The sequence below is a fragment of the Streptomyces sp. NPDC048481 genome (genome assembly GCF_043200075.1).
Taxonomy (GTDB): Bacteria; Actinomycetota; Actinomycetes; order Streptomycetales; family Streptomycetaceae; genus Streptomyces.
Genome location: NZ_JBICXC010000010.1, coordinates 41,761 through 63,808 on the forward strand (window position 1 = coordinate 41,761; position 22,048 = coordinate 63,808).

General features: G+C 70.9%; 21 protein-coding genes and 3 pseudogenes. 5 read left to right on the forward strand and 19 right to left on the reverse strand.

Translation table 11 applies throughout. The features are described from left to right. Positions 1-177: 177 nt before the first annotated feature. The 6 genes from ACGFSH_RS26480 to ACGFSH_RS26505 all read right to left on the reverse strand — a co-directional run bounded on the left by ACGFSH_RS26480 (position 178) and on the right by ACGFSH_RS26505 (position 7,042). Positions 178-1,323 carry a serine hydrolase domain-containing protein gene (locus ACGFSH_RS26480; protein ID WP_393352926.1) on the reverse strand — a complete coding sequence of 382 codons (1,146 nt, stop codon included), beginning with the start codon at positions 1,321-1,323 and terminating at the stop codon, positions 178-180. 46 nt (positions 1,324-1,369) lie between these two features. After that, the gene (locus ACGFSH_RS26485) at positions 1,370-1,843 is read right to left on the reverse strand and encodes a Dps family protein (protein ID WP_393352928.1); all 474 of its coding nucleotides are present in this window, start codon (positions 1,841-1,843) and stop codon (positions 1,370-1,372) included. Between the two features lie 34 nt (positions 1,844-1,877). Then, a complete protein-coding gene (locus ACGFSH_RS26490) occupies positions 1,878-2,711 on the reverse strand; it encodes an alpha/beta fold hydrolase (RefSeq protein WP_393352930.1) in 834 nt (277 codons plus the stop codon). A gap of 129 nt (positions 2,712-2,840) precedes the next feature. Continuing rightward, positions 2,841-5,591: an AAA family ATPase gene (locus ACGFSH_RS26495; RefSeq protein ID WP_393352932.1), complete on the reverse strand. Its 2,751-nt coding sequence runs from the start codon at positions 5,589-5,591 to the stop codon at positions 2,841-2,843. A 699-nt stretch (positions 5,592-6,290) separates the two neighbouring features. Beyond that, on the reverse strand, positions 6,291-6,542 hold the full coding sequence (locus ACGFSH_RS26500; protein ID WP_393352934.1) for a helix-turn-helix domain-containing protein: 252 nt from the start codon (positions 6,540-6,542) through the stop codon (positions 6,291-6,293). Further along, positions 6,542-7,042: a DUF2975 domain-containing protein gene (locus tag ACGFSH_RS26505; RefSeq protein ID WP_393352936.1), complete on the reverse strand. Its 501-nt coding sequence runs from the start codon at positions 7,040-7,042 to the stop codon at positions 6,542-6,544. The genes ACGFSH_RS26500 and ACGFSH_RS26505 overlap by 1 nt, the downstream gene beginning before the upstream one ends. Between ACGFSH_RS26505 and ACGFSH_RS26510 the strand changes: the two genes are divergently transcribed. From ACGFSH_RS26510 to ACGFSH_RS26520, 3 genes and pseudogenes are all read left to right on the forward strand, one after another. Further along, the gene (locus ACGFSH_RS26510; protein ID WP_393352938.1) at positions 7,041-7,457 is read left to right on the forward strand and encodes an amidohydrolase family protein; all 417 of its coding nucleotides are present in this window, start codon (positions 7,041-7,043) and stop codon (positions 7,455-7,457) included. The genes ACGFSH_RS26505 and ACGFSH_RS26510 overlap by 2 nt on opposite strands. Positions 7,458-7,713: 256 nt before the next feature. Continuing rightward, a pseudogene (locus ACGFSH_RS26515) lies at positions 7,714-7,779 on the forward strand (hypothetical protein); the annotation flags it as partial. Positions 7,780-7,859: 80 nt separating this feature from the next. Continuing rightward, entirely contained in the window at positions 7,860-8,633 is a 774-nt protein-coding gene (locus tag ACGFSH_RS26520) for a hypothetical protein (protein WP_393353297.1), read from the forward strand. Here ACGFSH_RS26520 and ACGFSH_RS26525 read toward each other — a convergent pair. The 6 genes and pseudogenes from ACGFSH_RS26525 to ACGFSH_RS26550 all read right to left on the reverse strand — a co-directional run. Next, a pseudogene (locus ACGFSH_RS26525) lies at positions 8,630-9,342 on the reverse strand (transposase); the annotation flags it as partial. The gene ACGFSH_RS26520 and the pseudogene ACGFSH_RS26525 sit on opposite strands and share 4 nt — an antisense overlap. Continuing rightward, the gene (locus ACGFSH_RS26530) at positions 9,246-10,013 is read right to left on the reverse strand and encodes an SDR family NAD(P)-dependent oxidoreductase (RefSeq protein WP_393352940.1); all 768 of its coding nucleotides are present in this window, start codon (positions 10,011-10,013) and stop codon (positions 9,246-9,248) included. The gene ACGFSH_RS26530 and the pseudogene ACGFSH_RS26525, both read right to left, overlap by 97 nt. 609 nt (positions 10,014-10,622) lie before the next feature. Beyond that, positions 10,623-11,102 (reverse strand): cyclophilin-like fold protein, encoded by a 480-nt coding sequence (locus ACGFSH_RS26535; protein ID WP_393353278.1) that lies wholly within the window; start codon positions 11,100-11,102, stop codon positions 10,623-10,625. A 74-nt stretch (positions 11,103-11,176) separates the two neighbouring features. Continuing rightward, positions 11,177-11,842: an SDR family NAD(P)-dependent oxidoreductase gene (locus ACGFSH_RS26540; protein WP_393352942.1), complete on the reverse strand. Its 666-nt coding sequence runs from the start codon at positions 11,840-11,842 to the stop codon at positions 11,177-11,179. Positions 11,843-11,896: 54 nt separating this feature from the next. Beyond that, entirely contained in the window at positions 11,897-12,307 is a 411-nt protein-coding gene (locus ACGFSH_RS26545) for a cupin domain-containing protein (protein WP_393352944.1), read from the reverse strand. 29 nt (positions 12,308-12,336) lie between these two features. Then, a complete protein-coding gene (locus ACGFSH_RS26550; protein WP_393352947.1) occupies positions 12,337-13,353 on the reverse strand; it encodes a zinc-dependent alcohol dehydrogenase family protein in 1,017 nt (338 codons plus the stop codon). Between the two features lie 212 nt (positions 13,354-13,565). Here ACGFSH_RS26550 and ACGFSH_RS26555 point away from each other — a divergent pair, with 212 nt between their 5' ends. Continuing rightward, entirely contained in the window at positions 13,566-14,450 is an 885-nt protein-coding gene (locus tag ACGFSH_RS26555; protein ID WP_393352950.1) for a helix-turn-helix transcriptional regulator, read from the forward strand. Positions 14,451-14,722: 272 nt separating this feature from the next. On the opposite strand, the gene ACGFSH_RS26560 is transcribed toward ACGFSH_RS26555, so the two are convergent. From ACGFSH_RS26560 to ACGFSH_RS26580, 5 genes and pseudogenes are all read right to left on the reverse strand, one after another. After that, positions 14,723-15,415 carry an RICIN domain-containing protein gene (locus tag ACGFSH_RS26560; RefSeq protein WP_393352952.1) on the reverse strand — a complete coding sequence of 231 codons (693 nt, stop codon included), beginning with the start codon at positions 15,413-15,415 and terminating at the stop codon, positions 14,723-14,725. Beyond that, positions 15,412-15,768, reverse strand: coding sequence for a hypothetical protein (locus ACGFSH_RS26565; RefSeq protein WP_393352955.1), 357 nt, complete (start codon positions 15,766-15,768; stop codon positions 15,412-15,414). The genes ACGFSH_RS26560 and ACGFSH_RS26565 overlap by 4 nt, the downstream gene beginning before the upstream one ends. A gap of 43 nt (positions 15,769-15,811) precedes the next feature. Then, complete coding sequence (locus ACGFSH_RS26570) at positions 15,812-17,230, reverse strand: MFS transporter (RefSeq protein ID WP_393352957.1); 1,419 nt, start codon at positions 17,228-17,230, stop codon at positions 15,812-15,814. A gap of 646 nt (positions 17,231-17,876) precedes the next feature. Next, a pseudogene (locus ACGFSH_RS26575) lies at positions 17,877-18,321 on the reverse strand (restriction endonuclease). 414 nt (positions 18,322-18,735) lie between these two features. After that, a complete protein-coding gene (locus tag ACGFSH_RS26580) occupies positions 18,736-19,344 on the reverse strand; it encodes an ABATE domain-containing protein (protein ID WP_393352959.1) in 609 nt (202 codons plus the stop codon). An 88-nt stretch (positions 19,345-19,432) separates the two neighbouring features. Between ACGFSH_RS26580 and ACGFSH_RS26585 the strand changes: the two genes are divergently transcribed. Further along, positions 19,433-20,230, forward strand: coding sequence for an MBL fold metallo-hydrolase (locus ACGFSH_RS26585; RefSeq protein ID WP_393352962.1), 798 nt, complete (start codon positions 19,433-19,435; stop codon positions 20,228-20,230). A gap of 195 nt (positions 20,231-20,425) precedes the next feature. Here ACGFSH_RS26585 and ACGFSH_RS26590 read toward each other — a convergent pair whose 3' ends face one another. Both ACGFSH_RS26590 and ACGFSH_RS26595 read right to left on the reverse strand, forming a co-directional pair. Beyond that, entirely contained in the window at positions 20,426-20,572 is a 147-nt protein-coding gene (locus ACGFSH_RS26590) for a hypothetical protein (protein ID WP_393352963.1), read from the reverse strand. Between the two features lie 15 nt (positions 20,573-20,587). After that, entirely contained in the window at positions 20,588-21,982 is a 1,395-nt protein-coding gene (locus tag ACGFSH_RS26595; RefSeq protein WP_393352965.1) for a PLP-dependent aminotransferase family protein, read from the reverse strand. Positions 21,983-22,048: the final 66 nt, after the last annotated feature.

Here is a 22,048-nt window from a genome sequence, read left to right on the forward strand (position 1 = left end):
CTCCCGGAACATGGTCCATGTACGGCACCGGACCGGGAGTGCTGCGAGTGCGACGGTGTCGAGGTGTATGGAGAGCGTTTCTCGGAGCGTGTGGCGACGGCGCGAAAGGTCTTGAGACGGTTGACGGCACGTTCGTCGGCGTGTCACAACGCCGCGCGCGGAGCCTACGGCTACCCCTCAGCCGGTATGCTCCAGGACTTCGTAGACATGCCTGAGGTAGGTGTGCGTACGCTCCGAGCCGAGGATCCCGTCGCCCACCCGGTTCATCGTGTACGAGAACGTGACACGCCGGTCGAGGTCCATCATGACGATCGAACCGCCTCGACCGACCCAGAAGCAGATCCTCCCGGTGGGCATGTGCGGCATCGTTCGCGGATCGGCGAGTGCGTAGCCCATGCCCCAGCGGACGGGAACGCCCAGGAACAGGTCGACTCCGTCGGCCTGGACGTCGAACACCTTGTCCACGGTCTCCTCGGAGAGAAGACGGCGGCCGTTGACCTGGCCGCGCCGCGAGATGACGGAAAGCGCTCGGGCCAGGCCACGTGCATTGCCGTGTCCGTTGACGGCTCCGAGCTCTGCGGAGCGCCACTGCGGAGTGTCGACGTGCTCGTCACGTGCGGGGCTTCCGAGCAGGGTCCTGGTGAAGATCCCCTCGGGATCAAGACCCGTGGGTATACCGCCCAGCTGAGAGGGTGCCACCAGATCGGCGATACGCGGCCAGTCGGCCCGTCGCGCGCCGATCCGGACATCAGCTCGCGTCGGTTCGGCGATCTCGGTGGCGACGAACTCCGTCAGGGTGCGGCCACTGACCCTCCGGACAAGCTCACCCACCAGTTGCCCTTGGGTCTGCACGTGGTAGCCCGAAGCGGAGCCCGGCTCCCACCAGGGTGCCTGCGCGGCCAGCCTGGCACTCGCGGTAGGCCGATCATAGAGATCCTCCATGCAGAAGGGCTGCTCCCAACCGGAGAGTCCCGAGGTGTGAGCCAGGACGTGACGCACCTCGATGTGCTCCTTCCCCCGGGCGGCGAACTCGGGCCAGTAGTGCGCCACCGGGCGGTGCAGATCCAGCGCCCCCCGGTCGACGAGGATGAGAGCCGCGAGATTGGTGAGGGTTTTCGTGGTCGACCACATACTCACCAACGTGTCCCGGTGCCACGGAACGGTCCGTGCTTCGTCCGCGTGGCCACCCCATAGATCGACCTCCATGACCCCGTCCACATCGACGGCGATCGACGCCCCCAACTCCTCGCCGGCTTCGAGGTTCTCCCCCAGCACCGCTCGTACCGGCCCGAATCGGTCTGTGCTCGTTCCCTCGACACCCATGCTCTTCTCCACTTCGGACGACAACTGTGAGGTTCCGGCCCCCTGGTCAGGCACGGTTCTCCGCCTGGAACATCCAGCTCTGCTTCTCGAGATCGGCCGTCAGTCCGACGAGGAGATCCTCGGTGACGACATCCACCGGGCCCATCGCGACGATGCGCTCACGGAGCCGTTCGGTCACGGCACAGAGCGCGTGCGCCAAAGCCTCGACGGCGTCGCTGTCCTTGGTCCAGCCCGGCGCAAAGGCGGGCACGCCACTGACTGCCGCAATGGTCTGGGCCCGTCCGTCCGGACTGACGCCCAGGGCGGCCGCGCGCTCGGCCACCGTGTCGGCGTGTTTCCGGGCGACGGTGGCGGCCTCGTCGAGCTGGGCGTGAACCGAGCGGAAGCGCGGACCGTACACATTCCAGTGGGCCTGCTTGGCCACCAGGGACAGATCGAGAAGGTCGGCCAGGGTCGCCTGCAGCGCCGCACCCGCGGTCTCGCGGTCGCGCTCGGGCAGAGGGTTGTTGACAACCGGCACAGCAGTGCGGTCCTTTCGTGACAGGCGCAGGCTCTCAGGCGGCGAGGAAGTCGAGCAGGGCGGCGTTGACCTCGGCCGCGTGGGTGAGCAGCAGCCCGTGCGGAGCGCCCTCGATCTCGACGTACCGCGCGTCGGGCAGGCGGCGGCGGAATTCGCGGGCCGTGGCGTCGATCGGCAGGATGCGGTCGGCGGTCCCGTGCAGGATCAACGACGGCACGTCGATGCGCTCCACGTCGGCCCGGAAGTCCGTCAGCCACGCCGGGACGCACGCGTACGCAGCCACGGGCGCCGAGTCGGTGGCGGTGGCCCAGTTCGCCCGCAGCGCGGCCTCGCTGAGCCGCGACCCGAGCGTCTCGTCGGTGTTGAAGAAGTCGATGAAGAAGCTCTCGTACCAGGCGTAGCGGTCGGCCTGCGCCTGCTCCGCGATGCCGTCGAAGACGCTCTGCGGCACACCGGTGGGGTTGTCCGGCGCCTGCAACAGGAACGGCTGGAGCGAACCGAGGAACGCCGCCTTCGCCACCCTCTCAGAGCCGTGGACGCCGAGGTAGCGGGCGACCTCGCCCGAGCCCATCGAGAACCCGACGAGCACCACGTCACGCAGGTCCAGCTGTGTCAGTACGGTGTCCAGGTCGGCGGCGAAGGTGTCGTAGTCGTAGCCCGTCATGGTCTTGCTCGACCGGCCGAAGCCACGGCGGTCGTATGTGATGACGCGGTAGCCGGCCTTGACCAGCGCATCGGTCTGCTTCTCCCACGACTGCCCGTCCAGCGGGTACCCGTGGATCAGGACGACCGGCTGCCCCGACCCGTGGTCCTCGTAGTAGAGATCGATGCCGGTCGAGCCCTCGGTGCCGACGGTGATGGTTCCCATGGTGTGCCTTCCCGCCCGTCCGCCGTGTGCGTACCGGGCATGGCACAAACGTAGGAACCAAGGAGGTCGGACCGCGTCCGTCGAACTACGGCTTCGACGTACGTCATGGCGCTGCGTCTTCCGCGTACGTCATCGCACGGCGCCTTCGGGGTACGTCGTCGTGCCGCCGAGCACCGCGGCGAGTTCGCCGCGCGACGTGACCCCCAGTTTGGGGAACATCCGCTGGAGATGGGTGCTCACCGTCCGGGGCGAGACGTACAACCGCTCGCCGATCTCCCGGTTCGTCAGACCCTGCGCGGCGAGCTGGGCGACATGCAGCTCGGTCGAGGTCAGCCGGTCGACCGCGGCGGGATCCTGGCGCGGGGACGACGCGCCTGCGGCGCGCAGCTCCTGCCGTGCCCGCTCAGCCCACGGCGACGCGCCGAGGGCGTCGAAGATCTCGCGTGCGGCCTGCAGGGCGACGCGGGACTCCGCGGGCCGCCGGTGACGCCGCAGCCACTCGCCCAGGGCGAGGCGCACCCGCGCCCCCTCGAACGGCCAGTCCGTGGGGACGGCGTCGAGGGCCTCCCTGTACAGCGGCTCGGCGGCATCCTGCGGACTCAGCAGGGCCCGGCCCAGTCGCAACCCGCAGAGCAGAGCGGGCGAAGACGTCGATTCCCCGAGCGGGGTCAGCTCCCGCACGATGCCGCGTGCCACCCCTGCGGATTCGCTGCGCACCCCCGCCTCGACCAGCTCCGCAACCGCGTAGAACCGCAGCCAGGAGTGGAAGGCGGGGTCGGCCGGGTCGAAGACGCGGTGCAGGTGGCCGAACGCGTCGCCGTAGCGGCCCTGGCACAGTGCCGCCTGCCCGCGGGCCATCTGCATGATGGCCAGCACCGGGCGCCCTCCACTGGGAAGGGCCTCGCGTTCGGCTTCGGCTGCCCATGCCTCTGCCGCCGGGTCGCCGCTGACGGCGGCCAACTGCGCGCGGATGGCATTCACCATCGCGTGCACAAGAGGCTGACCGGTCTCGCGGGCAAGCGACGCGGCCTCCTCCGCGGCGAGGGAACCAGCGCGCACGTCACCCAGCCGTGCGGCGCTCCCCGCCTGGACGCAGAGGGCGCGGGCCAGCATCGACAGCCTGCCCTGCGCTCGCAGGGCGTCCAGCGACCTCGCCGTCAACCGGCTCGCCAGGGCGGGAGCGCCCACCGTCACGGCGGCGGCTCCCAAGAGCTGGTCCCCCTCCGCGTCCTCCGACGAGCGCTCCAGCTGACCCGCCAGTCCCTCCATGACCCCTTCCGCACGCTCGACAGGCGCCGAGTACGCCCGCAGAGCGACCAGGTCGGCGTTGCCGGCAGGCACCGGCATCCGGACGGCAGCGGCGGCTACCTGCTCGCGGGCGGCCGGGCCCGGCTCGCCCCAGAAGCACTGCAGGACCGCGCTCCACAGCATGCGCAGCCCGAGTGTCGACTCGCCACCGGCGGCGATCTCGACCGCCAGCTCGGCCAGCTCGGCGGTCGCGGCGCCCTCGCCCCGCGTCCCCTCGGCCAGAGCGATGCTGACCCAGGCGGCGCGGCCCTGGTCCCGGACCGAAAGGTCCAGAGAGCGCGCCTGTGTCAGCAGATGCGTCGCGACGTCTCCTCGGCCCGACTCCAGTGCGAGCTCCGCCGCCCGGAGCAGCCGGTCCGCCCGCGCGGACGGGTCCCTCGTCAGCTCCGCCGCCCGCCTCAACGCGGCGAGGGCTGCGGCGACACCGCCTCGTCGCAGGGCTCTGCCGGCAGTGGAGTCCAGATCCCCTGCCACTCGTTCGTCGAGACCGGCGGTGGCGGCCGCACGGTGCCATGCCTGCCGATCGGGCTGCCCCTGGAGCGCGGCGGCCAGCGCGGCGTGCGCGGCCTGGCGTTCCGCAGCGGTGGCGGCGTGGTGCATCGCCGAGCGGATGAGGGGGTGCCTGAAGGCCGGCCCTTGGGCCTCCACCAGGCCCGCTTCGATCGCTGCCTCGAAAGCACCGACGTCGACCGCCGTCCCGAGCATCCGGGTCGCCGCGGTCAGGCATTCGTCCATCGTCCCGTCACCGTTGAGGGCCGAGAGGAGCAGGACCGCACGGGTGTCGGCCGGCAGGCGGGAGACCCGTGCCGTGAACGTCCGCTCCAGCCGTGCGGTCAGGGGCAGCGGACCCGGGTTGAGCGCGTACGCCCCGCCGACCGACTGCAACGCGACCGGCAGCTCGGTCAGCGCCAGCGGGTTCCCGGCGGCCTCCTCCAACAGCCGCCGTCTGACCTGCGGCACCAGTCCGGGGGCCACGGCGTCCAGCACCTCGCCCGACACCTCGTCCGTCAGCGGGCCCAGGTGCAGCACAGGCAGGCCGGCACTGCTGAGGCGGTCGTCGAGTCGCCGGGTGACGGCGACCAGAACGACGGGGTCGGACTCGATCCGCCGCGCCACGAACCCGAGCACATCGAGGCTGGCACGGTCCATCCAGTGGGCGTCCTCGACGACCACCAGCAGCGGCGCCTTCGCCGCCGCGTCCGTCAGCAGGGTCAGCGCGGCCAAGCCGACGAGGTACAGATCGGGTACGGCCTCGTCGACGAGCCCGACGGCCGCGAGCAGCGCCGTGCGCTGACGTCCCGGCAAGTCGTCGATCCCGTTCCGCAGTTGGTGAACCAGCTGGTGCAGGCCGGCACAAGGCAGGTTTTCCTCCGACTGGACCCCCACAGCGGTGATCACCCGGGTCCCGCCGCGTGCTGCCGCGCCCGCGGCCTCCGCGACCAGCGCCGACTTGCCGATCCCCGGCGCGCCGGTGATGACCGTCGCGCCGCCCGAACCGGCGGCCCCCTGCTCTACCAGGGCAGCCAGCAAGCGACGCTCCGTATCGCGGCCCAACAGCGCCCGCCGCTGCATGCCACACCCCCTGTTTTCTCTGTGCCTCCCCAGCACCCGACTGCTCCGCGTCCTCGCGGAACCAGGCGACTCGGCGACATCTCCGCTGGTGGGCGACCTGGAAGCCTGGCCTGGATGCCGTTCATGCAATGGTATGCATGCTGCCGAGCGGGAACGACCGCTGCCGCATCCGCGGAACCGAGCCGCCACCCGGATCACGGCGGGGGCGATCGGCGGGCCTTCAGGCCTCGTCCCAAGGCCCGGGACCACGATCGACCTCTGGGGCGTGGCCCGTGCTGAGCCATGGCCCCGGTCCGCTACAACACGTCACCCCAGCACGCGATGAGGCGTCACCCGAAAGTGGGTTACGGCCGCCGCCCTCCCCACCGACAGGTCTTCGACCCCAAGCGGCAGGAACGCCGCGCGGGCCTCGAGGGCGAACAGTTTGGGGAACTTTCACGCTCGGCCGAACGCAGCTCGTCGCCGGTACGGCGATGCCTTGCAACTGGTCCAGTGTGGTCGCCACGATCGGGATGCAGCGGTCCGGCCGCACCCGGACAAGGGGCCGGCGGCGCGGGCGCACCACGTGTACAGCGCCGTCGTGGCGGCGCAGCGGTGGCCGACCTGATCCTGCACGAACCGTTCCGGGTAGCCGGACTCGTGCGTGATGGAGGTGTGCCGCAGGCAGTGCGGTTCCTTCTCGCGCCCTTGCTCCGGCCGTCACGTCGCTACCGGAGCGTCCTGGGTAGGTGGCCCGTCTGACTCGTCGGCAGCCTCCCAGCGCAGCAGGTCCCCCGGCTGGCAGTCGAGGACTTCGCAGAGTGCGGCGAGCGTCGCGAAGCGCACCGCTTTGGCGCGGCCGTTTTTGAGGACTGCCAGGTTGGCCGGGGTGATCCCGACACGTTCGGCGAGTTCGCCCACGGACATCTTGCGTCTGGCCAGCATCACGTCGATGTCGACGGCGATCGGCATCAGATCACCTCGTTCAGCTCGGCCTGCATCTGCGCCGCTTCCGCATCGCGTGCAACGGCCTGGGCCAGCAACGTGCGCAGCACGAGGACGACGAGTGCGACTCCGAGCACGGCCAGGCCGGCGACGCCGATCAGGAGGACGACGCCTGGTGCGACGGCCTCACCCGGCGCCAGGACGACACCGAGCGCCCAGACCAAAAGCGCAGCTGCCGTGAAGGCACCGGTCACGATGTCCACCTGCCGGAATGCGGAGGGAGAGAACACCGTCGCGTGGCGAACCTTCGTCACGAGCTGCCACACGCAGACGAGGACGACCTCGGCGCACAGGATGCCCAGCACAAGAATGAGCAGGATCGGGACACGGGGCAGGGCGGCCACATCCTTGTCCAGTCCGTCCAGGTCGCGGGCGAACAGCGGCACCAGTACCGCCTGCACCAACGCGGACCCGGTGAGCAGCACCACGATCACGGCACGCAACGCGAGCACGGTCAGCTTCCCCATGACGTCTCCCTCCATCTATCGAAACTCGATAATAAACCATCGGCTCTCGATAGGAAGGGTGTCGTGGGACGGTAGCCGCGGGGCGGCCTGGCGGTCACGCACACCTAGCACCGGCGCGGCGCGGCTCACGATCGTCCCCGGCACCGAGCGAGGTATCAACCCTGACAAGGCGCACGGCATCCTGCCACGTGCCATCGCCGATCTCGCGGCCGGCGGCATGCCGCCGCCCGATGCACTCGCGACCGCCACGTCGGTCGCGACCGATGCACGCGGCCTGGGCGGCCGAAAGGGACGCAGCCGCGCCGGCTACGACGCCGGCCTTGTCGTCGTCGACGGCTACCGTCTCTCCGACATCGCGCACTCCTGCGCCTGGACCTCCTGCGCCTGGACACCACGATCGTTGCCGGAGAAGTAGTCCGGCCGAACATCTGAGGTTGCAGAAGGCCAGGTAGCGGGACGCCCGGAGTGCAGGACACTCCCCTGGTGTCTGCGAGTGGTGACGGTACCGCCGTCCGGTCAAGAGGTGAGGACCCTGCATGTCGGATCATGAACCAAGGGCCGGCTACACCGAAGCCCCGGATCACGAAGTGCGCAGTCTGCCAGTGCGTTACTGCCGCCTGCGTACCGCTGCCGGCGAACCGATCGCCGAGTTGGAAGTCCTCTCCTTCCACATGCGGTTCGGCGCGGTGGCCGTCGCCGCGGAAGGCATCGGCGGCGTGGAGACACAGCCCGCGTGCCGACGTCAGGGAGACATGAGTCGCCTCTTGCGCCAGGCCCTGGCCGGTATGACGCAACGGGTGAACGTCGCCTCGTCCCCGTGCGCAACGTGGAACGGGCGACGGCAGACGATCTGGACACGCCCGTCCCGGGCATTCGCAGCGGCTCCGCGGCAGACCTTCCGTCGATCATCCGCCTGTACAACACCGCCCACGCGCAACGCCCGTGGACCCATAGACGCCCCGCCATCTGGAACCGGCCCATCCCTCAGACCACGTGGGCCCCTGGGTCGCAGACCCTGGTCCTGCAGGCCGGTACTGCTGCCGTCGGTTACGCCGTGCTGGAGGGCCGGGCTTTCGGCGACCTGCTGGGCTCGCTGATCGTCGACGAACTCGTGGCCGAGGATGCCGCGGCGACACGCCTGCTCCTCACGGCCGTCGCCCGACTGTGCCGGCAACGGCGTCTGAGCGAATTCACCGTGCGGGAGCCGACCGACGGCCTCACCGGCCAAGTGGCTCGCCATATGGGCTGCACCCATCAGCAACGATTCCCGCCGAGCGGCGGGATGATGGCCACCGTTTTGAACCGGTCGTCGCTCGTGCGCAAACTCGAGCCCGAGCTGCGACGCCGGGCCGCTGTGCAGCAACCGGACCATGAATACAACGAACCATTCGACGCGCTGCGACGCGGCGACCTGCTCCCGGACGACCAAGCGCTCATCCGGCTGCTTCTCGGCTACTGGTCGGCCAATGACACCGTCGTCCACGGCATCTCGATCCCTGAACGGTACCGGGATCTCAGTGCCGCGTGGTTCCCCGGAGGAGGCGCGCACTCTCTGTTGAGCCCGTACGCGCACCGCCTGGATCGGTACTAGCTTGATCTTTTATCTGTGCGGCGTGGTCGCGGTGTGGTTGACGTCTTCGTTCGTTGTGTCGCCGCCGGTGTTTTGCGGGGTGTGTGGACGTCGTGGCCGGGGGTGGGTCGGGTGTTCTTTCTGCCTGGAGGTCGTCCGGGGCCAGGGCGGGTGGGTTTCGCTGCTTGGGGCCGGGCGGCTGGCCTTTGGGCGGATGTGTCGGAAGTCGCGCCGGGCTCGGACGGGGGTGAGCCTGTCCGGCGGAGTCGGCCTTTCCCAGGGGCGACGCAGGTCGGCCGCCAGCGGCCGGGCGAGCCGCAGTGGGGCGTCGAAGCGTCGCAGGCATGCCTGCCAAAACCGGTCGGCGCCTGCCGCAGTGGCGTCGGTGCCTGACCACCACAGCCAGACCGGCTTCGGTGTTGCTCCGCTGGGCAGGTGATCGATGTCCGGACGGATCACCGTCCCTTCGACGATGGGGAGGACGCCGTCGGCCGCGGCGCAGGAGGAGCGGTGGGTGAGCTTGGGGTGCCGGCGGGTCCCAGGAGCGGGAGGTGGCGGTGCCGTAGAGGCGTGTGTCGGTGACGGTTTCGGTGTCCCGGGCGCCCCAGGTGTCGGGCTGTCCGAAGATGGAGGTCACCGGGCGGTGTAGCCGCCGTCGACGGGCAGGGCGATGCCGGTGATGTAGCTGGCGCCGTCGCCGCACAGCCACAGGACGGCCTGGGCGATCTCGTCGGCGGTGCCGAGCCGGTCGATGGCCTGGCCTGCCTCGGCCTGGGAACGGTGGAGTTCGCCGCCCTCGACCATGGCGTCGACCATCGGGGTGCTGATCGTGCCGGGGCAGACCGCGTTGACGCGCACGCCGCGGGAGCCGTATTCGAGGGCGGCGCTCTTGGTCAGGCCGATCACTCCGTGCTTGGTGGCGTGGTAGGCGGCGCGACCGGGGTTGCCGACGAGGCCGCCGAGGCTGGAGCAGTTGACTATGGCGCCGCTGCTCTGGTCGCGCATGTGGCGCAGTTCGTGCTTCATGGCTGCCCAGATGCCGCGCAGGTTGATGTTCTGGACGCGGTCGAACTGCTCGGCGCTCTCATCGGCGGCGTCGGTGGGCGGGGGCATGATGCCGGCGTTGTTGTAGGCCATGTCGAGCCGTCCGAAGGCTTCGACAGTGCGGTCGACGGCGGCGGCGACCTGTTCCTCGTCGGTGACGTCGCAGACCAGGGCGAGCACTTGATGGCCAGCGGCGGTGAGTTCCTGCGCGGCGCTGGTGACGGCGTCCTCGTTGATGTCGGCGAGGCCGACGGCGGCGCCTGCCCGGGCGAAGGCGCGGGCGGCGGCGAGGCCCATGCCGGAGGAGGCGCCGGTGACGAAGGCGACCTGGCCGGTGAAGTCGTAGGTGGTGTTCATGGCGATCTGCTCCTTTTTGCGAGGTGGAGGTGGGCTGGTCGCCGACCGTTGTGTCAGCGACTGGGGGACGCCGAGACCCGCTCTCGGCCCGGGGCGCAGATCGTGCCGACCAGGGCCGGGCCGGTCAGGCCCAGGGAGGTGTTGAGCGCGGTTCCGGCGAGCGCGGAGCCGGCGGCGATGCCGGTGTGGTGGGCGGACGGACGTGATCGGTGCCGAGGCGAGGGGGAGGGCGTCGCCGGAGAAGCGGACGGCGGGCGGTGACCGCGGGGGTGACGCCGAACCCTGCCAGGGCCTGAGGAAGACCAGGGCGACGGTGGCTACGGGCCCCGTCGGCAGCGGGGTCAGCGCGAGCCGGACCAGGGCGGTCACGGCGGCGGTGAGGGTGATGGCCATCGGGCGGCGGTCGCCGAGCCGGCCGCCGATCGCTGTGCCGCCCAGCGCACCGACCCCGAAGACGATCAGGACCAGCGGCACGGCTGCGCCGGGACGCCGGCGCGGTCGGTCAGCAGCGGGGTGAGGTAGGTGTAGGTGACCAGTACGCCTCGCGGGTGCCGACGGCGGAGGCCATACAGGTCCACCTCCTTCTGTCGAGGTACCGGGACGCCCGGGTCAGGAGGCGGGTTCGATGGTGATGCGCTTCGCGCGGCCGAGCTGGTCGGCGCTGGCATCGAGGTGGCCGAGGATGAGCAGGTCGGCGGAGGGGGCAGGGCCGTCCTGGTAGAAGAGGGCCAGGTTGCCCCAGGGAGCGTAGTAGGCGATGTCGCCGGCCTTGGCCGCGACCGGCTCGGGAGCACCGGAGGTGTCCAGCTTGCGCGGCAGATCGGCGACCCGTTCCGTGCTGTGGAAGTCCTCCAGTTGCAGGGTGAGCGGGAGCAACGCGGCGAAGTCGCTGGCGGCAGGACTGCCGTTCAAGGTGGCCTCGGCGGGGCGGCCGTCGAGAGTGACCCGGATGGTCATGGATGTGCTCCTTCCGGAGGTGGACGACGAGGGAGAGGCCGTCGACTGCTGCCCTGCGGATGCGGAGACGGCGGGCGCGGCGGGCGGGGCGCTCTCCTGCGTCCCGCTGGAGCAGGCGGTCACGGCCAGCAGCAGAGCGGCTGCCGCGGCGGCACGGCCCGGTCCGAGGCGAACCGCGGAGTTCGTGAGGGGTGCCCCGAGGGTGATCACGTGGGCATGGGTTCGGCGTAGTGTCGGAACGCGCCGCGCTCGGTGTGGATGGCGTACAGGCGCTCGGCGAGCACGTCGGGGCTGGAGTGCTCGGCGTCCGGGTGGATCGCGCCGGGAACGATGAGCTGGGCGGCGTGGATGTTCTCGGATGCGAGGGCGTCGTGGAGCATCGCCGCGTAGGCGCTCTCGGCGGCGAATGCGACCGAGGTGCCGGCCACCTTGCGGTTCGGGCGTACCGCACTGCCGCCGTTGACGAACAGCAGCGTGCCCCGGCCCAGCTCCCGCATCCCGGGCAGCACAGCGTGCACGCAGGTCACCGGGCCTTTGACGGAGAAGGCCAGCGGAGGGTCCAGGTCGGCGGCACTCGTCTCCAGGACGGGCTTCATGAAGTCGCTGTGGGGCACCGGGCTGAACTGGAGGACCTCGATCGGCCCGAGCTCCTCGGCCGCCGTGTCCAGGGCCGCGGTCAGGGAGGCCGGGTCGAGAACGTCGGCGGTAAAACCGCGCGCCCGGACGCCGCCTCCGTCGAGTTCGGCCGCGAGGGCGCCGAGGTGGTCGGCGTTGCGGGAGAGGAGAGCGACGTGATGGCCGGCGGCCCCGAAGCGGCGGGCGGCGGCCAACCCCAGTCCGGGGCCGGCGCCGACGAGTGCGAACGTGGTCACAATGAGCCTTTCGGGTGAGGACGGTGTGGGCGCAGGGCTGCGCGGTCCGCGATGTCAGTCGGTGGCTGTGGCGGCGGTGTACTCGTCGTCGGTGACCGGGTTCAGCCAGTGCACGACGTCGTGGTCGTCGTCGCCCTCGTTGATGGCCACGTGGACCATCAGCCGGTTCGGAGCGGCGCCGTGCCAGTGCTCCTCATCGGCCTCGAACAGCACCCGGTCGCCGGGCCGGATCACCTCCACCGGGCCGCCGCGGCGCTGGCACAGGCCGACGCCCTCGGTGACGAAGACGGTCTGACCCAGCGGGTGACGGTGCCAGTGGGTGCGGGCACCGGGCATGAAATGGACGAGGCCGGCGGTGACCCGGGACGGTGCGGGGGCGGCCGCGACGGCGTCGATGTAGACGTCGCCGGTGAACCAGTCGGCCGGCCCTTTGACGGTGTCGACCGAGCTGCGGGTGATCTGCACGGAGTGCTCCTTGCGCGGGGTGGGGAAGTTCAGGGCTTGAGGAGGGCCTTGACCGCGCGGCGCTCGTCCATCGCCTGGTAGCCGTCGGCGACCTGGTCCAGGGGCAGGGTGAGGTCGAAGACCTTGCCCGGGCGGATCCTGCCCTCCAGGACGCGGTTGACCAGGTCGGGCAGGTAGCGGCGCACAGGGGCAGGGCCGCCGCGCAGGCCGACGTGGGAGAAGAACAGCTCCTGCCCGTCGACGGCGACCTCGTGCGGGACGCCGACGAAGCCGACGTTGCCGCCGGGCCGGGCGGAGTGCAGGGCCTGGCTCATGGACTGGGCGGTCCCGACGCACTCCAGCACGCTGTCGGCGCCGATCCCGCCGGTCAGCTCCTTGATCTTCGCCACGCCGTCGTCACCGCGTTCGGCGACGATGTCGGTGGCGCCGAACTCCCGGGCGAGCTTTTGCCGGCTCTCGTGGCGGGACATGGCGATGATCCGCTCCGCGCCCATCTCCTTCGCCGCGATCACGGCGCACAGGCCGACCGCGCCGTCACCGACCACCACCGCGGTCGAGCCGGGCCTCACCTCGGCGGCGTCCGCAGCCCACCAGCCGGTGCCCATGACGTCGGAGACGGCCAGCAGGCCCGGCCAGAACTCCTCGCCGGGCACCTCGTCGGTGGCGACCAGCGTGCCCTGGGCGTTCGGGATGCGCACGTAGTCGGCCTGGCAGGTGGACATGAACTCGCGGTGCAGGCAGTTGGACTGGAAACCGTTTCGGCAGTTGGCGCAGGTGTTGTCCGAGGTGGCGAAGGAGCCGACGACGAACTGGCCCGGCTTCACCTCGGTGACCTCGGAGCCGACCTCCTCCACGAAGCCGACGTACTCGTGTCCCATCGGGTGCGGGTCGCCGATCGGCTCCGCGCCGCGGTAGGGCCACAGATCGGACCCGCAGACGCAGGTGACGGCCGTACGGATGATCGCGTCGGTGGGGTGGAGCAGCTTCGGGTCCTGCAGTGACTCGAAGCGGATGTCGCCGGGGGCGTAGATCATTGCTCCGCGCATGAGAGAGCTTCCTTCGCGTGCCGAGGTGTACGGCTCCCGGTGCCGGGGCCGTCGCCGAGTGCAGGGTCAGGTGCAAGAGCCCGTCATGATGACGGGGTGAAAAGCACCACGTCACCCAGGTAACCCCCTCTTCGCGCGGGGAGCGAGACACCACCAAGGGGTGTACTGCCAGTGCATCCCTACGGACGCGGGCGGGACGTACCGTCGAAGGCGTGGACAACCAAGCAGAGGTCCGCGAGTTCCTGACCTCGCGGCGAGCCAAGATCAATCCCGAGCAGGCGGGCCTGCCCTCCGGGAGCCGCCGACGGGTGCCGGGCCTGCGTCGCAGTGAGGTCGCCGCGCTCGCCGATGTCAGCGTGGAGTACTACGCCAAGCTGGAGCGCGGCAACCTCGCCGGCGCCTCACCGGCCGTCCTCGAAGCTGTCGCGCGCGCCCTCCGGCTCGACGACGCCGAACGCGCCCACCTGCTGAACCTCGCGCAGGCCGCCGACGGCTCCGACGCCCTCACCCGCCCCCGGCGCCGCGGCACGCAGTGGAAGGCGCACCGCAGCCTGCAGTGGGTCCTGGACGCCGTCACCGCCGGCCCGGCCTTCGTCCGCAACGGACGCATGGACCTGCTCGCGGCCAACCAGCTCGCCCGCGCCTTCTATGACGACGCCTACGCCACGCCTGGCAACCAGGCGAACCTGGCCCGCTTCCAGTTCCTCGACCCTGCTTCCCGCCGCTTCTACCCCGACTGGGACCAGGCCGCCGACGTCGTGGTGTCCATCCTGCGCACCGAAGCCGGCCGCAACTCCCACGACAAGGACCTGCACGACCTCGTCGGCGAGCTGTCCACCCGCAGCGCCGAGTTCCGCACCCGCTGGGGCGCCCACAACGTCCGCCACCACGGAACCGGCACCAAACGCTTCCACCATCACGCCGTCGGTGACCTCACCCTCGCCTACGAGGGCCTGGAGATGGCCGCCGCACCCGGCCTCACCCTCACCGTCTACACCGCCGAACCCGGCTCGGTCGACGAGGAGGGCCTGCGCCTGCTCGCCTCCTGGTCCACCACTCAGAACGTCGCCTCGCCCGCGGAGCGGGGCGCCGACTGACGTCACCCGGAGCGGCGGCACCCAGCCGGGCGCCGCCGTTCGACTTGACGCCGGGGTCAGGCCGGCACCGCCGACGGGCGAGGCCGGACGGGGGTGCGTGCCTCGGACCAACGTGTGAAACCTTCGAGGCGGAACCCGGAACCGACCGAACCGACGGGTGACGTGGGGCATGGTGGCACTCGTGCACGGGGGACGGCCGCAGGGCCGGCTGGCTGTATGGGGGCCCTGCGAGACGGGATGAATCCTTCCGTGGGCTCAGGGATGTGGCGGTGTCAGACGACCATCCACTGTTGGTTCGCGCCGGAGGCACAGGTTGCCTGGTCCAGGGCCGCACCGTTGGCGGTGGACTCTCCGGCGACCTCGAGGCACTTGCCGCTGTTGACGTTGGTGAGGGTGACGAAGCCGCCGATGACCGCCGTTTTCGTCCACAGCTGGTGCGAGGCGCCGGTGCACGTCGACTGGACGGCGACGGCCGCATTCGCGGTGAACCCTCCGGAGATCTGCAGGCACTTGCCGCTGTTGACGTTGACCAACTGGTAGCGGGAGCCGACGGCGGTGGGCACCCATTGCTGGTTCGCCCCGGAGTTGCAGTTGCCGGAGTCCACCGCCGCCCCGTCGGCCGTGCTCAGGCCCCAGACGTCGGCGCATTTGGCGCTGTTGCGGTTCAGCAGGTGGTTGTTGGCGGCGCCGAGCGGACCGGCGAGGACGGGCCGGCCGTTCGTGAAGGTCACCTGTCGGATGTCGAGGGTCTCCTGCCCCGAGTCGTCGCCGTCGTAGTAGTGGTAGGCGAGGAATTTGGAGGTGCCGTCGTCGTAGGCGTCGGCACCACCGGCGGCCACTCTGGGGTAGGCGCCGGTGAGGACGGTGGTCCCGCCGCCGGACGCCATGTCCGTGCCGTTCTGGTCCAGGTAGGGGCCGGTGATGCTGGTGGACCGTCCGACCGCCGTGTAGTAGGTGCTGTTCACGCCGCTGCAGCAGGTGCCCTTCGAACCGAAGAGGTAGTACGGTCGACGGTGTGGCATTCCGGCGGCGCCCGCAGCGCGGCGGCCGGGCCGGCGGCCGGGTCGTCCGCCTTCGGGCTGGGGGCATCGCGAACGGGGGTGCCCTTTGGGAAGGCTGGGCAACGGTAGGACCCGGACCGGTCGAGCCGGGCATCACCCGCGTGTCCCCCGTGGTCCGGACAGCCGGCGGCTACCTGTCGCATCAGGTCGTCGAGCAGGCCGACAACGACCACCCCGACACCGATCGCCCGCTCCGAGGGCCGGGTGAAGAGAGCGATGAAGACGGTTGACGCGCCCACCGGCAACAGCACCTCCATGCGCACGTTGATCCGGTCGTGGGCGCGGAGAAACCCGGGTAGCTCACCGCCCTTGCGGGGAGACTGGGCCGGCGGTGGCCTCCTTCGGCCGTGATACGTGGGCGACGAGGAAGACCAGCACGCCACAGGTGGCGACCAGGATCCAGCCCGGGCGGGACGCATGTGCCAGCCCCGTCGGGCTGGTGGCCGTGACCAGGCCGCCGGCGAGAGCGATGCCGAGGGCGGAGCCGAGTTGCCGTGCGGTGGAGGTGATCGCCCCGGCCACGCCGGCACGGGCGGGTGGCAGTCCGTTGACCGCGGTGTTGGTGATCGGGGCGTTGGCGAAGCCGAACCCGGCGCCGATGAGCGAGTATGCGGCCAGCAGCAGGAACACGCTCGTGTGTGGAGTGAGCCGGACCATGCAGAGCCCGCCGGCCGTGAGGAAACCACCGGCAAGGAGCAGCGGCAGCCGCGGTCCCGTGCGGCCGACCATGCGGCCGGACCAGGGGGCGCAGAGAGTCGCTCCGATGGCCAGGGGCAAAGTCGCCACTCCGGCGGCCAGCGGCGTCCATCCCCGGGTGTGCTGCAGGTAGAGGGTGTTCAGCAGCAGTGTCATGGTCAGAGCGACGAAGACCGCCACCGCGCCCAGGACGGCACCGCTGAAGACCGGGCTCCTGAAGATCCGCGGATCTATCAGCGGCTCACGTCGGCGGGATTCGACCCACACGAATCCGGCTGTCGCCACAACAGCCGCTGCGTATCCCGCCAGCGCCGCAGGCGATGTCCAGCCGATGCGAGGCCCTTCGATCAGGACGCCGACCACGACCGCGAGAATCACGGTCAGCAGGACCTGGCCGGGCAGGTCGAGGCGCCGGGCCCGCGGTGCCCGGGACTCCGGCACGAACACCGCGCTGAGCAGCAGAGCGGCCGCGATGACCGGTGCGTTGATCCAGAACAGCGCCCGCCAGCCGAGCCCCGCGAGCAGCGCACCGCCCGTGACGGGACCAGCGGCCATACTCAGCCCGAACACTGACGCCCAGATGCCGATCGCCTGCGCCCGTTCCTTCGGGTCCGGCATCGCGTTCACCACGATCGCCAGCGCCACGGGGCTGAGCATCGAGGCGCCGACGCCCTGCAGAGCGCGGGCCGCGATGAGTACGCCCGCCGACGGCGCGAGCGCGCAGGCCAGCGAGGCCGCGCCGAACGCGGCGAGCCCGCACTGGAACACCCGGCGCCGTCCGAAGCGATCCGCCAGTGCGCCGGAGGAGATCAGGAGACTGGCCAGGACGAGGGTGTAGGCGTCCACGATCCATTCGAGACCGCGCGTGTCGACGTCCAGGCCGCTCCCGATGGCCGGCAGGCCCACATTGACGATGGTGGTGTCCAGGCCCACCAGGAACATGCTCAGGCAGCAGACGGCCAAGACCGTCCAACGCCTGCGCGCACTCAGCACGGGTTGAGCCAGGGGTGTCGTCGCGGTCACGGTCTACCTCTGATGTCGGGGAACAGTGCCCGGCAAGGTTCGGCCCGAACGAGAGTCGAAGCCCACCAATTTTGCTGACACCGCAAAAATGGATCCATGAACACCGAGCCCCGAAATGCGGAGCTGGAACAGATTCTCGATGACATGGGGCCCCGGCTGCCCGTGCTGCGCAGCAAGTACTGACCCCCCGCCAGCCGGAACTGATCGCTCACGAGGGCTACGAACGGCTCTCCGTCCTCGCCGGCCGGCTACGCCTCGTCCTCGCGGGGCCAGGACTTCACGCTGCGGCCCAGCGAAGCGGCCGAGTTCGACACCACCGAGCCCCACACCGGTTCGGCCCCAGGACATGAACACTGTCGAGACCCTGCCCCTGTTCGGCCCACGAGGAGACCGAGCCATCGTCTGCATCATCCCGGGCACTGCTGACCCTGGCTACCTGCCTGGCGCCGGGCCGGGCAACCACTCTGGGCATCCCCGGGCCATGGGGGCAGCGTGGCTTGCCGCAGGTCTCCGTGTCCACCGTCGCGCCGATCGCGCCGATGCCAGACCGGGGCACCCGTGCGCCGACACTGACCGCGCTCATGCTCGGCACCGGCCCCGTCCTGCCGCCGGCAATGCCCTGGCCGTCCGGACAGCAGCCTGCCGGTCAGGCGGAGGAGCGCGACCTGGTACCGCCGCCGCTGCCGCTCAGCGGGGTGAGGGTCTCCAGATGAGCGCCCTTGACCCAGGAGCCCAACAGGTCGCGGTGCAGGGCCACGACGTCCTGGCGCAGCGCCAGGCCCAGGGCAGCCTTCGTGAATGAGCGGCAGGTGGTGACGAACAGCGCGACATCCGCGCCGTGTTCGAGGCGGGCGGTGCCGACGAACTTCTGCATGTCCGACGAAGACACACTGCAGTGCGTACTTCTTCACCTGGACGACCAGCTTGCGGCCGTCGGCCAGACAGCCGACGACGACCGCACCCAGGTCGCCGCTCCTGCCGCTGACGACGCCTCGGCAACCGTCCCGTCGGCACAGATCGGCGATGTACGTTTCGAACTCCTGCCACGACAACGCGCCGGGCATCACCTTGTGGAGACAGCGGCACGCCATCCCCAGCCTTCTGTGTAGCCGCGGCTCTGTGATGTCGCAGGGCAGTTGCCGACGAATGGCACAAAGCCATCGGGCCTGGCCGGATACCGAGGACGAGCGGCTGGAACGGCCCGTGAACAGCCACGTCTCCGAGGGCGGACCCCGCCTTACCCGGTCCTGGGCCTCTTGGAGAACGGTCTCCTGGAGCTCGCGGTCGTCAGCGACCCGATAGCGAATCTCGGACTTCGCGAGCTGCGCGCCGGCAGTGCCGACGGCGGTGACGACCGCATGACGATCACTGTGCGGAGCTCTGCTGGTGGGGCTCGGCTGCGACCTGCCGTTCGGGGCGTGGTGGCAGCCCTCCGCGATGCGGTTGTGGACGCCGTCGAGAACCGACGGAGGGCCGCTACGGTTCGCGCCCGCATGGAGGGTGCGTCAGTCCGAGCCGCCGCTGCGCCGGGCGTAGGCGCGGGCCGCGCGGGCGCGGTCGCCGCAGCGTGTGGAGCACCAGTGGCGCCGGCCGTGGGTGCGCAGCAGGAATCGGTCGCAGGGGGCTGATCCGCATGCCGCGAGGATGTCGACGTCGGGACCGGTGAGCAGGTCGGCGGCATCGGCGGCGAGGGTCGCCAGTGCGTGGTTGACGGCTTGGTCGGTGGGGTGCGCCTGGACGCGACGCAGCCCCCGCGCCCCGTCCCAGGCGAGGAGGGGGGCGGTGGGCACGGCCGTGAGGGCCTCGTTCACCGCGCGCAGGGAGTCCTCGGGCGGGGTGGTGGTGTCGACGCGGGCGGCGAACAGGGCGCGGATGTGCGCGCGCAGCGTGCGCATCCGCTGCGCGCACACCTCGTACAGCTGCACGTCCGGAGTGGTCAGGTCACGGACGGCGAGCCAGCGCATGGCGGATTCCGGGGCGGCGAGCAGGTCGTAGCTCTGGCCGGCCGGGAGGGTGGCAGCGGTGTCGGCGAAGTCCAGGGAGGGGTACCGGTCGGCACCCGGCACCGGAGGCAGAGCGGTCGGTGCCACGTCGGCGGCCAGGGTGTCGTCCATACCTGTCATGGTAGCGCTTGCGTTTTTCCGTGATGCCTGCCTAGCCTTCAGTCACGCTAAAAGCAGGTTTTATTCGTGAGAAACGGTGATGACGATGTCCCAGCTCAACCACGGCCAGTTCCCGGTGCGCACATTCGGCGGTCCCACCGCCCTGTTCGAGTACGGCGGCGTGCGCTTCCTGACCGACCCGACCTTCGACGGCCCCGGCGACTACGCCTCGCCCGGCGGCCCGACCTTGTCCAAGACCGCCCCCTCCACCGCTGCCCCCGCAGACCTCGGTCCCATCGACGTGGTCCTGCTCTCCCACGACGAGCACGCGGACAACCTCGACACCTCCGGCCGCGCTCTGCTCATCGACGTCCCTCTCACCCTCACCACGCCCGGTGGCGGCGAGCGCCTCGGGGCGAAGGCCCAGGGCCTGGCCGACTGGGAGTCGACCGAGTTGGAGCGCCCGGACGGCGGCACCATCACCGTGACCGCGGTCCCGGCCATCCACGGCCCCGGAGCGCGGGAGGAGATCGAGCCCCTCACCGGCCAGGTCGTCGGCTTCGTCCTGACGGGCGAGGGCCTGCCGACGGTCTACGTCAGCGGCGACAACGCCTCGCTCGACGCGGTCAGGGAGACTGCCGACCGCTTCGCCCCGATCGACACCGCCCTGCTGTTCGCCGGAGCACCGCGCTTCCCCATGCTCTTCGACGGCCGACCCGTCGTCCTGGACAGCGCCCAGGCCGCCGAGGCCACCCGGATTCTTGACGCCCGCCGCGTCGTCCCGGTCCACCACGACAGCTGGGCCCACTTCACCGAGGGCCGCGACGAGTTGGAGGCGGCCTTCGCCGCCGCGGGCCTGAGCGACCGCTTGGACCAGGACTGGGCACAGCGCGCCTGAGCCCGGACCGGGGCTCGGGAACAGGGGCCTCGTCCAGCAGCAGTCGGCGAACGCCTGGTCGGCGCTGGAGGCCCGTCACGCCGGGCAGCGCCGCCGACCTCGGCGAGCGGTGATCCCGGCCCGGTGGCGCCAGGGCGCTGTCGTCGGCGAGCCTCGTCGTCAGGCAGACCCGGCGGCGGGCGCTCTCGAAGCGGTTCAGGCGTCGTCGTCGACCTGCGCAAAAAGGCGATCGCGGGTGGGCCGGTGTGCCGGTCCGGCTACATCCGGACCGACTGTCTTCAGGTTCGCGGGGTTCTGCGCGTCGCCGGTATCGGAGGACGCATGGCCGAGCTGCGCACTCACGCGCTCGGCCTCGGTTCACCCGCACTCACGAACGGCCTCAGCGATCCGGTCGGCAGCCCACACCGCCCGAGATGGGGCGAGCCGGCCGTACCCGATGACGAGGGCAGGCGCCTTCGGGCTGATCGTGTACCGGGCGAGCGGCACCACCGCGACGCCCAGCTCACTCAGCCGTGCGACCACGGCATGCTCATCGGTGCCCTGCGGCAACGGCACCGTCAGATGCAGACCGGCGGCGATTCCGTCGGGGCTGATCGCGAGGTGTCTCGTCAGGGCGGCGACCAGAGCGTCGCGTCGGGTGCGGTACGCCTTACGGGTCCGCCGTAGATGCCGGTCGTAGCCGCCGGTCTCGACGAAATGCGCGAAGGTGAGTTGTTCGAGCGTGCTGGGGCCGCCGCCGGTCGTCTCCAGGGCCGAAAGCAGCGGCCTGAGCAGGCCGGCGGGCGGCACCAGCCAGCCCAGCCGCAGACCGGGGTGCAATGTCTTGCTGACCGAACCCAGATAGGCGACATGTTCGCGCCCGAGACCGGCCAACGCGCCGACCGGCCTGCCGTCGTAACGGAACTCGGCGTCGTAGTCGTCCTCCACGATCAGGCGAGAACTCTGCGCAGCCCAGGCCAGCAGGGCCCGACGACGGTCGGGCGACAGCACGGCTCCGGTAGGGAACTGGTGGGCCGGCGCGCAGACCAGCGCGCAGACATCCGCCCGGCGCACCGCCTCGACGTCGACACCTGAAGAGTCCACGTTGACCGGCTCGGTGCGCAAGCCCGCGGCGGCGGCCACCTCCCGCAGGCGGAACCAACCGGGATCTTCAACCGCCACCCCGCAATCCGCCCCGGTGCTCAGCACGCGCGCGACGGCGGCCATCCCGTGCGACGTGCCGCAGGTGATCAATACCTCCTCGCTCTCCACCCGGATACCTCGAGCCCGCCCGAGGTAGGCCGCGACCACCTCGCGGAGGCGAGGCACGCCTTCTGCGGGCGGGAAGACCGGCGGCGACCAGTCGGCGACCGTGAGCACGTGCTGAAGGGACCGCGTCCAGGCAGCGGCGGGGAATCCGTTGATGTCCGGGGCGCCGGGCCGAAGGTCTGCCCGACACGGCGGGACCTCGGGAGCGGCGCTCCGCTTCGGTGCCGGCTCGCTCCTGGTGCCGGCGACCCGGGTACCCGAACCGCGCTGGGCCTGCAGCTGGCCCTCGGCCGTGAGTTGGCCGTACGCCTCGTTGACGACCCACCGGGAACAGCCGAGCTCCGCGGCGAGCGTACGACTGGAGGGAAGCAGATGCCCGGGTCCGAGCCGACCCTGCCCGATGGCGAGCCTGATCGCGCCGGTAAGGCGCTCGTGCATCGGACGGCCGTCGTCGGGGAGCTCCACGAGCAGGCCGGTGGCGCGATTGGTCCGGTCAGCAGGCACGCGATTGGACTGTACACCCGGACCGGTTCTTTCTAGCGTCGGTGTTCGCAAGCCCGGCGCTCGTGC